A 12,329-nucleotide genomic window follows, 5' to 3' on the forward strand; every position below is an offset into this window, starting at 1 on the left:
GCCGTGCCGCGCAGGGCCTGCCTGCGTCACACCGGTGCGGAATGGCGGCCCCGTTCTGCCATGCGCTGCATCAGGTCGCGCGTATCCACCTGCTCTCCGGGGCGCTCGTCGGGCACGCCGCGGAGGGCGCCCCAGCAGCGTGCGATCAGGTCGGTCACCCCGTTCATCGTGTTCACGATGGCCCGGCCAGCCGGGAAGGTCAGCGCCATGGCGGGGTGCTCGATGGCGCGCAGCTCTTCCTCGGTGATCTGGATGCTGGAAGTCTGCCCGGGCCGGGCCTGTGCCTGCTCAAGGCGCGCTATCGCCTTGTTGACGATCAGCTCGGTGATGAGGTTGTTTTTCTCTTCATCCGTGGTGAGACCGAAGACCCCCCCGAGGTGGTTGGCGGTCAGGATGCCCGTGCCCATGCTGAGCACCTCGGTGGGCGTGTTGACCATGATGGTGACGATCTTCTGCACCACCGGCTTGAGCACGTGGGTGCGGGACATGGTGTCGAAGGGCACGAAGCCGGCCAACAGGCTGATGACCGAACCGATGCCCATCGAGTTGATGGCCAGCCCGTGGCCGGGCGCCACTTCCAGGGCGCCCTGCGTGTCCGCCATGGCATGGTCTGCCAGCGCGCGCCGGGCCTGGGCCTCGCTGGATCCCGCGGCCAGCGCCACGTCGGGGGGCGGCAGGAAGCCATCGTTCATGCGCTGCAGGACCCCCGCCGCCATTTCGCCATGGGCCTGCGCGACTTCCCGCGGCACCATCGCCCCCGAGGTGGAGGCGGCGATCTGGTTGGTGGCCATGGTGACAGGCTCCATGGCCCATTGCTGCGTCAATTCGGCGACGTTGTTGGGAATCGCCCCGACGGCCGCGATGGATCCGGAGACCGCGGAGTCCTTCAGGTCGTCCATGAATTGCGCGAACGTTTCCGGCAGCAGGGGTTCGCCCTGGTATGTGCCGATCAGCCGCTTGATGATGAGGGAGTCCACGGTTTCCGCGAACAGCGCCGTGAGGGACGCCAGCAGCGCTTCCGTCATCTGGGTGGCGGGGTGGTCCTCGCCGAGCGCGGCGGCTACCTGCGCCTTCACCGCGCCCCAGGCCGCGACGTCCAGCAACAAGGCCAGCCCGCCGGCGCCCACGACGCTCGCCGCCATGCCCCAGCCCAGTGCGGGCGTGAATTGCTTGCGGCTCAGCACGGCATTGACGGCCTGTGCGCCCAGGCGCCCGCGGAGCTCGAGTGTGACGGGATCGCTGGCCCCCAGGCACCGGTTGACCAGCGCCTGCAGGCCCTCGTGGTCCGACTCGGCCCGGTAGCGCACGCCCTGCAGGAAGGCGAACGGGTGCTTTTCCGGGTTGCCCTCCAGCCCGGGAGCCGGAGCGGTGTGCGCGTCCTCGGCTTCGCTGGAAGGGTCCACGTCCTTGACGCTCACCGGGCGCAGCCGGGCGCCCTCGCCGAAGGCCGCCGTCCCTTTCTTGATCGCTTCGCGCGCCACGTAGGTGGAGAGCTGGATGTCGGCTTCCTCCGTTTCGCCGTCGGCGAGGCGGATCTCGCGCACCCGGCAGCCGGCGGAGAACTCCCAGGCGTTCAAAAGGATGTCCGCCTCCAGCGGCAGCCGCAGTTCGGTGAGATCCTGCAGATCCAGACGGGCGGCCTCCTCGGGGTGCTTCGCCTGCACGTAGTTCAGGACGGCCTGGATCACCTTGTTCCGGGATGTCAGGCGCTGGTCCGGCCCGCGGCCGACGATGCCCTCGATCGCCATGGGGTGCTGGAACTGGTCGGTGGAAATCACTTCCTTGAGCCGTGCGACGTAGGTATCCCGCTGCTCGCGGTTCAACTGCGCCTTCAGCACGGCCTGGCGCGCCAGCGTGGTCATGCGAATCTTCGCCTTGGCGGTCTGGAGGTCCTTGCCGGTGCAGCTGCGGTCCGCCGCCTTGAGACGAACATCCCCGAGCGCTGTCTCCCCTGCCAGCAGCCACCGGATCCGCGGCCGGACATGGCTCGAAGACTGGCCAGCCGGGGATGCCGGCTCGCCCGGCTCAGCCCCGGGGCGCTGCCGCAACAGCGGCTCGGTCAGGCCTCCGGGCGCATGCCGGCGGCTGCCGGCGGCCGCGGAGCGGGGCGAGGATGGCGGCGAAACGGAAGAAGGCGAAGCCTCCCCGGCAGGACTGCCCGTGCGGCGGAGAGAGGGAAATTGCAGAAAGGTCATGGTTTTCTTATCGGAAGGATCAGGCTGCGGGGCCGGCCTCTTGCGAGGCGCCGGGGAACGGCCGGACGGGCCGCCACAGCCTTGTTGATTGGCCGTTTGCCGCAATCTATTCCGATAGGTGAAATCTTCCCGCGCCCCGGCGAAGCAATGGTCGCGGGAGCGAACGGCGCCGGTGGCGCAGGCCGGTCAGCCCGGGCTGGAATCCTGCGGGGAAAACCGCAGCAGCCGCGCGAGCGCGCGGTCCTCGATCCCCAGGCGGCGCAGGCCGTCGTAGGTGGCCTGTGCATACTGCAGCGTCGTGCCGTACCGACCGCTCGCTTCCGAGAAGATGCGCCGGTACTCGGCCTCCGACAACTCCCCCGTATGGTTGGGGCTGCTGCGCGAGAGCGTGAACGCCAGCGCCCGCACCGTGCCCAGTGGCGTGGAGCAGGGCAGCCAGCGCGGGTCGTATACGCCCGTGGGCATCTCGCGATGCCAGAGGTTGACCATCACCTGCCGCGCATGCGCCCGCTCCACGCGGAAGACCATGCCCCGGCAGCTGCCGCCGGGGAACATGCCCAGCACCAGGCCCGGGCATTCGGGCGTGCCGCGGTTCACGCGGCTCCACATCTTCAGCGCGCGGTGCCAGCCATGCACGCGCGCGAGGCGCTGTTCGGCGAACTCGAAATCCGGGCGCCAGATGAGCGAGCCGTACCCGAAGATCCAGAGGTCCTGCGTGCCGCCCCATTCGGCGAGGGCGCGTTCCAGCATCGGGGCCGGATCGCGCAGCGGAGAGGGAAGGGCGGCCTGGGCCGCGCCACTACAATTCGCGGTTTCGTCCATCCCACCATTATTCATCTACGGAGTTTCCCATCATGGCCTTCAGTTCTTCCGACGACGACAGCCAGCAACGCTTCGCCCTCGGCTTCCTGTTCGCGATCATCGCCATCGTGGTGTCCGCCGTGGTGGGTACCGTGGTGGTCCAGCGCGGCATCGCCCGCCCGGCGGCGGATCCCGCGCCTGCCGCGGAAGTGGTGGCGCCTGCCGGCACGCTCGACATCGCCGGCAACGAGGTCGCGCGCGTGGTGGTGGCCGGCAGCGTGGTGAAGTTCTACTTCGCCTCCGGCCGCGCCGACCTCACGGCCGATGCCGCCCCGGCCATCGCCGACGTGGTGCGCGCCGTGAAGGACGGCAACCGCCGCGTGGTGATCTCGGGCTTCCACGACGCCACGGGCGACGCCGCTGCCAACGCCGAGCTGGCCAAGCAGCGCGCCCAGGCCGTGCGCGACGCACTGGTGGCTGCCGGCGCGCCCGAGGACCGGATCGAGCTGCGCAAACCCGAACTCGCCCAGGGCGACGGCAATGCCGCCGAAGCCCGCCGCGTGGAAGTGACGCTGGGCTGAGCCGCCGGCCGGTGCAGGAATCCATCGCAATGACCGCCGTCAGGGCCTCGAAGGCGCTGCTGGTGCTGCTGGTGGCGCTGTTCTGCCTGCTCGTCGGCTACAACAACATCGTCGATTACGGGTCGAACTTCGAGTTCACCCGGCACGTCCTGCTCATGGACACGACGTTTCCGGGCAACCGGCTCATGGGGCGCGCGATCTCCTCGCCGCTCCTGCACCATGCCGCCTACTGGCTCATCATCGCAGGGGAACTGGTGACCGGAGCGTTGTGCCTGGCCGGTGCCATCGCACTCTGGCGGCAGCTGCGCGGTGCGCCCCCGGCCTTCGCCCGGGCCAAGGCGCTCGCGGTCTGCGGCCTGACGCTCGGCCTGGTCGTCTGGTTCTTCGGCTTCATGACCGTCGCGGGCGAATGGTTCCTGATGTGGCAATCGACCCAGTGGAACGGCGTCGAATCCGCCTTCCGCTTCATCGTGTGCATTGGCGTGGTGCTCATCTACGTCGCGCAGAGCGAGAACGGCTAGCCGCTCCGCCGGGCTTTTTCGCCGGGCCGTACGCGCCCCATGTCAGGTGCTGCCACGCACGACCAGTTCGTAGTCGAGCGACACGCAGTGCCGTGCAGGCGGCGTACCGTGCATCAGCCCCAGCAGCATCGTGGCGCCCGCCCGCCCGACCTCGCCGCGTGGGGTGCGCACGGTGGTCAGGGGCGGCACCATCTGGTCGCTGCCGGCCAGGTCATTGAAGCCGGCCACGGCCACCCGTTCCGGCACCGGCACGCCGCAGCGGCTGGCGGCCAGCAGCCCGCCCTGCGCGATGTCGTCGTTGCAGAAGAAGATCGCATCCACGTCCGGCGCGCGCCGCAGCGTTTCCTCGAACAGGCGCGCGCCCAGCGCGATGGAAGAGTCTTCGGGGCTCAGCATTTCCAGCTGCGGGTCGTACACCCCGGCCTCGCGCAGCGTGCGGCGGTAGCCCTCGGCGCGCTGCAGCGTGCGCGGGTCGAGCTGGGCGGCGCAGAACGCGATGCGCCGCCGGCCGCGCTCCAGCAGGTGGCGCGTGATGGCAGCGCCCGCTTCCAGCTGGGAGAAGCCCACGCAGTGCACGCCCGGCGCATCGCTGGTTTCCATGAGATGCACGCACGGCACGCCGCTGCGCGCGATCAGCTGGCGGGCGGCCTCGCTGCGGTCGAAACCGGTCACGAGCAGGCCTGCGGGCCGGTGGGGCAGGTAGGTGCGCAGCAGCACCTCTTCCTCGGCCGCATCGTAGTGGGTCACGCCGATCAGTGGCAGAAAGCCCTGCGGGAACAGCGTGCGATGCACGGCTTCCAGCAGATCCACGAACAGCGTGTTCGACAGCATGGGCACCAGCACGAGCACCTGGGTGCTGCGCTGCGAGGCGAGGGCACGCGCCGCCGGATCGGGCACATAGCCCAGTTCCTGCGCGGCTGCCTGCACGCGTTCTGCCAGGGCCGGGTCCACGCTGCGCTCGCGGCGCAGCGCGCGCGAGACCGTGATCGGACTCACGCCCGCCAGCCGGGCCACGTCGTCCAGGGTGACGCGGCCGCTGGCGCGGCGGGTCCGTCGGGGGCGGGGCGGGGCGGAATCGTTCAAGGGTTAATCCGGATCGGTCTGGCGCTTATTGTGGTCTAGGATAGCGCTATCTTGCTCAGGGTTAACGACAGGGCAAGGCGATTGACCTCATCCATTCGACGGAGACGACGCGGCAGGTTCCCAAAAGAGGCCTCCGCGATTTTTATGAACTCAACGGATAGCGCTATCCAAAGCAGGCACCTGCCCGCCGTGGTAGTGATGGGCGTCTCCGGCTGCGGCAAATCCAGTGTCGCGGCCGAGGCTGCCGCGCTGCTGGGCTGGACCCTGCACGAGGGCGATGCCTACCACTCGCCCGAAAGCGTCGCCAAGATGCGCGCGGGCCAGCCGCTCACCGACGAAGACCGGGCCGGCTGGCTGGACCGGCTCGCCCAGCTCCTGGCCCACGCTGTCCACCCCCGCGATGGCGCAGGGCAGGGCGGCATCGTGCTGACCTGCTCGGCGCTGCGCCGCCGCTACCGCGACCACCTGCGCGCCGCCGCGCCCGGGCTGCGCTTCGCCTTCCTGGAGCTCGACTACGACGAAGCGCTTGCGCGCGTCAGCCACCGGCCGGGCCACTTCTTCTCGCCCACGCTGGTCGCCAACCAGTTTGCCACGCTGGAGTCGCCGCGCGGCGAGCCCGGCGTGCTGGCGCTGGACGCCACGCGGTCCATCCACGACCTCGGCAGCGCCATCGCGCACTGGATGCACGGCGACGGCGGCGCGGAGGCTGCCGCGCCATTTTCCCCCGCCCCCGGCGCCCCTTGCGCGCCGGCCTCCTCCGGAGACACCCCATGAACGACCACCCCGGCGCAGGCGCCCCCGCGCGCCGCAAACCCGCGCTCCAGCGCATCGCGGAGCATTTCATGGTGCTGGCCCTGGCCGGCATGGTCGTGGCCGTGTTCGTGAACGTGGTGCTGCGCTACGCGTTCGGCACCAGCATCGTGTCGTACGAGGAGATCTCGCGCCTGCTGTTCGTCTGGCTGGTGGCCGTGGGCGCCATCGTGGCCGCGTTCGAGGGCAAGCACCTGGGCTTCGACATGCTCACCGCGCGCCTTTCGGGTGCGCCGCGCAAGGCGCTGTTCTGGGTGAGCCAGGCCCTGGTGGCGCTCTGCATGGTGCTGCTGCTCAAGGGTTCGTGGGCGCAGGTGGTGGCCGGCATGGAGAGCTACAGCACCGTGCTGGGCTACCCGCTCGCGCTCGGCGCGGCGGCCACGCTGGTACTGGCGGCGGGCCTGCTCGTGGCGCTGGTGCTGGATCTCGTGCGCGGCCGGCCGGCCGGCGACGATGCGGGTGGCGACGCCACCATCGAGTGAAGGAACCGCCATGGTCGTGACCCTCATTTTCCTCGGCGTGCTGATCGGCGGCATGGCCATCGGCATGCCGATCGCCCAGTCGCTGATCCTGACCGGCGTTGCCCTGATGTGGCACCTGGACTTCTTCGATTCCCAGCTGCTGGCGCAGAACCTGCAGGCGGGCTTCGACAACTTCCCGCTGCTGGCGGTGCCGTTCTTCATCCTCGCAGGCGAGCTGATGAACGCGGGCGGGCTCTCGCGCCGCATCATCGACCTGGCGCGCGCCTTCGTCGGCCACATCCGCGGCGGCCTGGGCTTCGTGGCCATCGGCGCGGCGGTGCTGCTCGCATCGATGAGCGGCTCGGCCATCGCCGACACGGCGGCGCTCGCCACCATCCTGCTGCCGATGATGCGCCAGCAGAACTACCCAGCCAGCTACAGCGCCGGCCTGCTGGCCTCGGGCGGCATCATCGCTCCCATCATTCCGCCCTCGATGCCGTTCGTGATCTACGGCGTGACCACCAACACGTCGATCAGCAAGCTGTTCCTGGCAGGCGTGTTCCCCGGGCTGATGATGGGCGTCTTCCTCATCCTCGCCTGGTGGTGGATCGCCCGCAAGCACCAGCTGCCGGCCATGGAGCGCGTGGCCTGGGGCGCGCGGATGCGCGCGCTGCTGCACAGCTTCTGGGCCATGATGATGCCGGTCATCATCCTGGGCGGGCTCAAGGGCGGTATCTTCACGCCCACCGAGGCCGCCGTGGTGGCCGCCGTGTATGCGCTCATCGTCTCGATGTTCGTCTATCGCGAAATGACGTGGGCCCGGCTCTACGAGGTGTTCCTGGCCGCCGGCAAGACCACCGCGGTGGTGATGTTCCTCTGTGGCGCGGCGACCGTCACCGCCTACATGATCACCCTGGCCGACCTGCCCAACCTGCTGGCCGACAGCTTCGCCGGCGTCATGGGCCACCCCATGCTGTTCATGGCGCTCATGATGGTGTTTCTGCTGGTGGTGGGCACGGCCATGGACCTCACGCCCACCATCCTGATCTTCGGCCCCGTGTGCGTGCCGCTCGCCGTCAAGGCCGGCATCGATCCGGTGTACTTCGGCTTCATGTTCATCTACGTGGGCTGCATCGGCCTCATCACGCCGCCCGTGGGCACGGTGCAGAACGTGGTGGCCGGCGTGGGCCGGCTGCGCATGGAGACCGTCATCCGCGGCACCACGCCGTTCCTGCTGGTGTACGTGCTCCTGCTGGTCCTGTTCGTCATCTTCCCGCAGATGATCACCGCGCCGCTGGGCTGGATGCACTGAAACCGCTCGGCCATCCATCCGCCATCGCCACCCCATTTCCCTGTTTTCGCTGCTTCCCGCTTTTTTCAGGAGACAACACCATGCGCATCCGTTTCGCCCTCGCCACCCTCGTGGCCGCCATCGCCGCCAGCGGCGCGTCCGTCGCCCAGGCCCAGGACTTCAAGCCGCGCATCGTGCGCTTCGGCTACGGGCTGGTGGACAACTCCAACCAGGGCCGCGCCGTGCGCTTCTTCGCCCAGGAGGTCGAAAAGGCCACGGGCGGCAAGATGAAGGTGCGGGCCATCGGCAACGCCTCGCTGGGCTCCGACACGCAGATGCAGCAGGCGCTCATCGGCGGGGCTCAGGAAATGATGGTGGGCTCCACCGCGACCCTGGTCGGCATCGTGCCCGAGATGGCCGTGTGGGACACCCCCTTCCTCTTCGCCAACGTGAAGGAAGCCGACACGGTGCTCGACGGCCCCGTGGGCGAGAAGGTGAAGGCCAGGCTCGAACCGAAGGGCATGGTCGGCCTGGTCTATTGGGAGAACGGCTTCCGCAACCTCACCAACAGCAAGCGGCCCGTCACGAAGCTGGAGGATATGGGCGACATCAAGCTGCGCGTGATGCAGAACAACGTGTTCCTCGACAGCTTCAAGGCCCTGGGTGCCAACGCCGTGCCGCTGCCGTTCTCCGAACTGTTCACCGCGCTGGAGACACGCGCCGTGGACGGGCAGGAGAACCCCTTCAACACCGTGGTGTCGAGCAAGTTCTACGAGGTGCAGAAGTACCTCACCGTCACCAACCACGTCTACAGCCCGTGGATCGTCACGGTGAGCAAGAAGTGGTGGGACACCCTCAGCCCGGCCGAGAAGAAGGTGCTGCAGGACGCCGCCGTGAAGAGCCGCGACTTCGAGCGCAAGGACACGCGCGAAGAAGCCGCCAAGGCCCTGGCCGACCTGAAGACCAAGGGCATGCAGGTCAACGAACTGCCCGCCGCCGAAGCCAACCGCATGCGCGAGAAGCTCACCTCGGTGAACGCCGGCATCGCCAAGTCGGTGGGCCAGGAGACCTGGGACGCGGTGCAGGCCGCCGTCAAGCAGGCGCGCGGCGGCCAGTAAGGCGACGGCGCGGGCCGGGCAGGGCGCGCGAACCAGTCAATGCGGCCGGGCCCGGCCGCATGCGGCAGCGGCCCTCGCATCGGCCTACACTCGTGGGTCATGCGAAAGGCGTACGATTCCTGACAGGGAGCCGCGGCCCTCCAGCGGCCTTCCTTCCCTCTACATATCGATCCTGCAAGGCACCGCCCCACACACCGCCATGCCACTCCACGATACCGTCCACTCCGTCACCGAACGCATCCGCGAGCGCAGTGCGCCCACGCGCGCGGCCTACCTCGCCCAGCTCGACTTCCACGCGCAGCGCGACCGCGGAGCCGACCGCCTGGGCTGCGCCAACGTCGCCCATGCCTTCGCAGGCATGCCCGGCAACGACAAGTTCCGCGTCGTCGCCGAGCGAGCGCGCAACATCGGCATCGTCAATGCCTACAACGACATGCTCTCGGCCCATGCGCCGCTGCGCCACTACCCCGACCTGATCAAGGAGGTGGCCCGCCAGCACGGTGCCACGGCCCAGGTGGCGGGCAGCGTGCCGGCCATGTGCGACGGCGTCACGCAGGGCACGCCCGGCATGGAGTTGTCGCTCTTCAGCCGCGACGTGATCGCCATGGCCACCGCCGTATCGCTGTCGCACGACGTCTATGACGCCGCGCTCATGCTCGGCGTGTGCGACAAGATCGTGCCCGGCCTGCTGATCGGCGCACTGCACTTCGGCCACCTGCCCACCGTGTTCGTGCCGGCCGGGCCGATGACCTCGGGCCTCTCGAACAGCGCCAAGGCCAAGGTGCGCGAGCAGGCCGCCCAGGGCCTGGTCGGCCGCGAAGAGCTGCTCGCCGCCGAATCCGCCGCCTACCATGGCGAGGGCACCTGCACCTTCTACGGCACCGCCAACAGCAACCAGATGCTGATGGAAGCGATGGGCCTGCACGTGCCCGGCACCGCCTTCGTGAACCCGGGCGAGGCGCTGCGCACCGAACTCACGCGCGAAGCCGCCCGCACCGTGCTCGGCCAGCCCGGTGCGCCGTGCGCGCCCATCGGCCGCATCGTGGACGAGCGCTGCATCGTCAACGCCATGGCGGCGCTGCTCGCCACCGGCGGCTCCACCAACCACCTGATCCACTGGGTCGCCGTGGCCCGCGCCGCGGGCATCGCCATCGGCTGGGACGATTTCGCGGCGCTCTCGGCCGTGGTGCCGCTGCTCGCACGCGTCTATCCCAACGGCAGCGCCGACGTGAACCAGTTCCAGGCCGCGGGCGGCCCCGGCTACGTCATCCGCGAACTGCTGGACGCCGGCCTCATGCACGAGGATGTGCTCACCGTGCGGCCCGGCGGCCTGCGCGAATACACCCGGCTGCCGGTGGAGGATGCCGCGGCCCCCGGCACGGGCAGGCTTTCCTGGGCCCCCATCGGTGCCAGCGGCGACGACGGTGTGCTGCGCCCGGCGGATGCGCCGTTCAGCCCGATCGGCGGGCTCAAGCTGCTCGAAGGCAACCTGGGCCGCAGCGTGATCAAGATTTCGGCCGTGCCCGAAGACCACCATGTGATCGAGGCACCCGCGCGCGTCTTCGCCTCGCAGGCCGAGTTGCAAAAGGCCTTCCAGGCCGGCGAACTGGACCGGGCCTGCGAGGCCCACCCGTCGCACGGGCTGGTCTGCGTGGTGCGCTGGCAGGGCCCGCGTGCCAACGGCATGCCCGAGCTGCACAAGCTCACGCCGCCGCTGGCCGTGCTGCAAGGCAAGGGCTATCGCGTGGCGCTGGTCACGGACGGCCGCATGAGCGGCGCGTCCGGCAAGGTGCCCGCCGCCATCCATGTCTCGCCCGAGGCGCTGGCAGGCGGGCCGCTGGCGCGCGTGCAGGACGGCGACATCGTGCGGCTGGACGCCGTGGCGGGCACGCTGAATGCATTGGTGGACCCTGCGGAATGGGCGGCCCGTGTGCCTGCCACCCAGCCCGAGGAACTGGCCCGTGCCGATGGCCACGGCTGGGGCCGCGAACTGTTTGCCGGATTCCGGCGCAATGCGCTCAGCGCGGAAGAAGGAGCCTGCACATGGCTGTGAACGAACGCGATGCCTTGACCGCGCAGGAGGTGATGCGCGACGCGCCGGTGATCCCGGTCATCGTGCTGACCGAGGTGGCGCACGCCGTGCCCATGGCGCGCGCGCTGGTGGCGGGCGGCATCCGCATGCTGGAAGTGACGCTGCGCACGCCCCAGGCCCTGGCCTGCATGGAAGCCATCGCCAGGGACGTGCCCGAGGCGGTGGTAGGCGCCGGCACCGTGCGCAGCGCGGCCGATGCCCAGGCCGCCGCCCGCGCGGGCGCGCGCTTCGCCGTGAGCCCGGGCTTCACGCCCGCCGTGGGCCGCGCCTGCCGCGACCTCGGCCTGCCGCTGCTGCCCGGCGTGGCCACCGGCAGCGAGATCATGATGGCGCAGGAAGAGGGTTTCAACGCCCTCAAGTTCTTCCCGGCCGTGCAGGCCGGCGGCCTCGCCATGCTCAAGGCCTGGCAGGGCCCCTTCGGCGACGTGGTGTTCTGTCCCACGGGCGGCATCCAGCCGGGCAATGCGGCGGATTTCCTGGCCCTGGGCAACGTCGCCTGCGTGGGCGGCTCGTGGCTGGTGCCCGGCGACGCGCTGGCATCCGGCGACTGGGCGCGCATCACCGAACTGGCCCGGGCCGCCGCGGCATTGCGTCCGGCACGCTGACGGCAGGAAAGGAAATGTCGCCGGCCCGCTGGGTTGGCGATACTGTCGCCATGAAAACCATCGACGAGATGCTGAACCTCGAGCTGCTCACCCCCGAGCAGCACCACCAGATCGATGCCTGGATCGCCCAGGCCGATTCGCCGGAAGACATCCTGCGCATGCCGGCACCGCTCTGGCAGGCGGTCGAGCGCGCCAGCGAGGCCATGGGGGTCAATGCGGACCTGTTGCGTCCGCCCGCGCTCGACGCAGGCCACGCGCCGTAAGGCGCATCGCCCGGAGCGAAGTCCGCGTCAGCGCAAGCCGGTACCCGCGCCCACGTCGTTCTTGCGCTCGATCAGCTCGATCTTGTAGCCGTCCGGGTCCGTCACGAAGGCGATCACCGTCGTGCCGCCCTTGACCGGGCCGGCCTCGCGCGTGACGTTGCCGCCCGCGGCTTTGATCTTCTCGCAGGCCGCGTAGGCGTCCGGCACGCCCAGGGCGATGTGGCCGTAGGCCGTGCCCATGTCGTAGCTCTCGGTGCCCCAGTTGTAGGTGAGTTCGATCTCGGCCTGGCCCGGGTTCCCGCCGTCGAATCCCAGGAACGCCAGCGAGTACTTGTACTCGGGGTTCTCCGACGTGCGCAGCAATTGCATGCCGAGCACCTGGGTGTAGAAATCAATCGAGCGCTGGAGGTTGCCAACGCGCAGCATCGTGTGGAGGAATCGCATCCGTCGATTGTGCCGCGAGATCGGAAACCCCGGCGGGTGCGCGGCCTGGGCGGCTGCTCGCTGC

Annotated in this window: 13 protein-coding genes; 9 read left to right on the plus strand and 4 right to left on the minus strand. The window is 69.6% G+C overall.

From position 1 onward, the window contains the following. Positions 1-26: 26 nt before the first annotated feature. Positions 27-1,862 carry a hypothetical protein gene (locus ACGHC0_RS13020; RefSeq protein WP_415265787.1) on the minus strand — a complete coding sequence of 612 codons (1,836 nt, stop codon included), beginning with the start codon at positions 1,860-1,862 and terminating at the stop codon, positions 27-29. Positions 1,863-2,381: 519 nt separating this feature from the next. After that, on the minus strand, positions 2,382-3,032 hold the full coding sequence (locus ACGHC0_RS13025) for a gamma-glutamylcyclotransferase (protein WP_368351327.1): 651 nt from the start codon (positions 3,030-3,032) through the stop codon (positions 2,382-2,384). Positions 3,033-3,049: 17 nt separating this feature from the next. On the opposite strand from ACGHC0_RS13025, the gene ACGHC0_RS13030 reads away from it, so the two are divergent. Both ACGHC0_RS13030 and ACGHC0_RS13035 read left to right on the plus strand, forming a co-directional pair. After that, positions 3,050-3,577: an OmpA family protein gene (locus ACGHC0_RS13030; RefSeq protein WP_415265788.1), complete on the plus strand. Its 528-nt coding sequence runs from the start codon at positions 3,050-3,052 to the stop codon at positions 3,575-3,577. 29 nt (positions 3,578-3,606) lie between these two features. Further along, positions 3,607-4,098 carry a DUF2165 family protein gene (locus ACGHC0_RS13035; protein WP_415265789.1) on the plus strand — a complete coding sequence of 164 codons (492 nt, stop codon included), beginning with the start codon at positions 3,607-3,609 and terminating at the stop codon, positions 4,096-4,098. 42 nt (positions 4,099-4,140) lie between these two features. Here the strand turns inward: ACGHC0_RS13035 and ACGHC0_RS13040 are convergent, their stop codons facing one another. Next, positions 4,141-5,181: a LacI family DNA-binding transcriptional regulator gene (locus tag ACGHC0_RS13040; RefSeq protein ID WP_415265790.1), complete on the minus strand. Its 1,041-nt coding sequence runs from the start codon at positions 5,179-5,181 to the stop codon at positions 4,141-4,143. 144 nt (positions 5,182-5,325) lie between these two features. Here ACGHC0_RS13040 and ACGHC0_RS13045 point away from each other — a divergent pair, with 144 nt between their 5' ends. The 7 genes from ACGHC0_RS13045 to ACGHC0_RS13075 all read left to right on the plus strand — a co-directional run bounded on the left by ACGHC0_RS13045 (position 5,326) and on the right by ACGHC0_RS13075 (position 11,821). Beyond that, entirely contained in the window at positions 5,326-5,955 is a 630-nt protein-coding gene (locus ACGHC0_RS13045) for a gluconokinase (protein ID WP_415265791.1), read from the plus strand. Then, positions 5,952-6,473: a TRAP transporter small permease gene (locus tag ACGHC0_RS13050; RefSeq protein WP_415265792.1), complete on the plus strand. Its 522-nt coding sequence runs from the start codon at positions 5,952-5,954 to the stop codon at positions 6,471-6,473. Before ACGHC0_RS13045 ends, ACGHC0_RS13050 begins: the two co-directional genes overlap by 4 nt. Before the next feature lie 10 nt (positions 6,474-6,483). Next, complete coding sequence (locus tag ACGHC0_RS13055; protein ID WP_415265793.1) at positions 6,484-7,764, plus strand: TRAP transporter large permease; 1,281 nt, start codon at positions 6,484-6,486, stop codon at positions 7,762-7,764. Between the two features lie 80 nt (positions 7,765-7,844). Then, positions 7,845-8,861 carry a TRAP transporter substrate-binding protein gene (locus ACGHC0_RS13060; RefSeq protein WP_415265794.1) on the plus strand — a complete coding sequence of 339 codons (1,017 nt, stop codon included), beginning with the start codon at positions 7,845-7,847 and terminating at the stop codon, positions 8,859-8,861. A 199-nt stretch (positions 8,862-9,060) separates the two neighbouring features. Then, positions 9,061-10,914, plus strand: coding sequence for a phosphogluconate dehydratase (edd, locus tag ACGHC0_RS13065; RefSeq protein WP_415265795.1), 1,854 nt, complete (start codon positions 9,061-9,063; stop codon positions 10,912-10,914). Continuing rightward, positions 10,905-11,558 (plus strand): bifunctional 4-hydroxy-2-oxoglutarate aldolase/2-dehydro-3-deoxy-phosphogluconate aldolase, encoded by a 654-nt coding sequence (gene eda, locus ACGHC0_RS13070; protein WP_368351336.1) that lies wholly within the window; start codon positions 10,905-10,907, stop codon positions 11,556-11,558. The genes edd and eda overlap by 10 nt, the downstream gene beginning before the upstream one ends. Positions 11,559-11,608: 50 nt before the next feature. After that, entirely contained in the window at positions 11,609-11,821 is a 213-nt protein-coding gene (locus ACGHC0_RS13075; protein WP_368351337.1) for a hypothetical protein, read from the plus strand. Between the two features lie 27 nt (positions 11,822-11,848). On the opposite strand, the gene gloA is transcribed toward ACGHC0_RS13075, so the two are convergent. Next, positions 11,849-12,265 (minus strand): lactoylglutathione lyase, encoded by a 417-nt coding sequence (gene gloA, locus ACGHC0_RS13080; protein ID WP_011795880.1) that lies wholly within the window; start codon positions 12,263-12,265, stop codon positions 11,849-11,851. Between the last annotated feature and the right edge of the window lie 64 nt (positions 12,266-12,329).

Origin of the sequence: Acidovorax sacchari, assembly GCF_042847045.1 — a bacterium.
Taxonomy (GTDB): domain Bacteria; phylum Pseudomonadota; class Gammaproteobacteria; order Burkholderiales; family Burkholderiaceae_C; genus Paracidovorax; species Paracidovorax sacchari.

Coding starts and splice junctions, on each gene's coding strand:
- ACGHC0_RS13020 (WP_415265787.1), bottom strand. CDS start 1,862: ATGACCACGCTGGCGCGCCAGGCCGTGCTGAAGGCGCAGTTGAACCGC.
- ACGHC0_RS13025 (WP_368351327.1), bottom strand. CDS start 3,032: ATGAATAATGGTGGGATGGACGAAACCGCGAATTGTAGTGGCGCGGCC.
- ACGHC0_RS13030 (WP_415265788.1), top strand. CDS start 3,050: ATGGCCTTCAGTTCTTCCGACGACGACAGCCAGCAACGCTTCGCCCTC.
- ACGHC0_RS13035 (WP_415265789.1), top strand. CDS start 3,607: ATGACCGCCGTCAGGGCCTCGAAGGCGCTGCTGGTGCTGCTGGTGGCG.
- ACGHC0_RS13045 (WP_415265791.1), top strand. CDS start 5,326: ATGAACTCAACGGATAGCGCTATCCAAAGCAGGCACCTGCCCGCCGTG.
- ACGHC0_RS13050 (WP_415265792.1), top strand. CDS start 5,952: ATGAACGACCACCCCGGCGCAGGCGCCCCCGCGCGCCGCAAACCCGCG.
- ACGHC0_RS13055 (WP_415265793.1), top strand. CDS start 6,484: ATGGTCGTGACCCTCATTTTCCTCGGCGTGCTGATCGGCGGCATGGCC.
- ACGHC0_RS13060 (WP_415265794.1), top strand. CDS start 7,845: ATGCGCATCCGTTTCGCCCTCGCCACCCTCGTGGCCGCCATCGCCGCC.
- edd (WP_415265795.1), top strand. CDS start 9,061: ATGCCACTCCACGATACCGTCCACTCCGTCACCGAACGCATCCGCGAG.
- eda (WP_368351336.1), top strand. CDS start 10,905: ATGGCTGTGAACGAACGCGATGCCTTGACCGCGCAGGAGGTGATGCGC.
- ACGHC0_RS13075 (WP_368351337.1), top strand. CDS start 11,609: ATGAAAACCATCGACGAGATGCTGAACCTCGAGCTGCTCACCCCCGAG.
- gloA (WP_011795880.1), bottom strand. CDS start 12,265: ATGCGATTCCTCCACACGATGCTGCGCGTTGGCAACCTCCAGCGCTCG.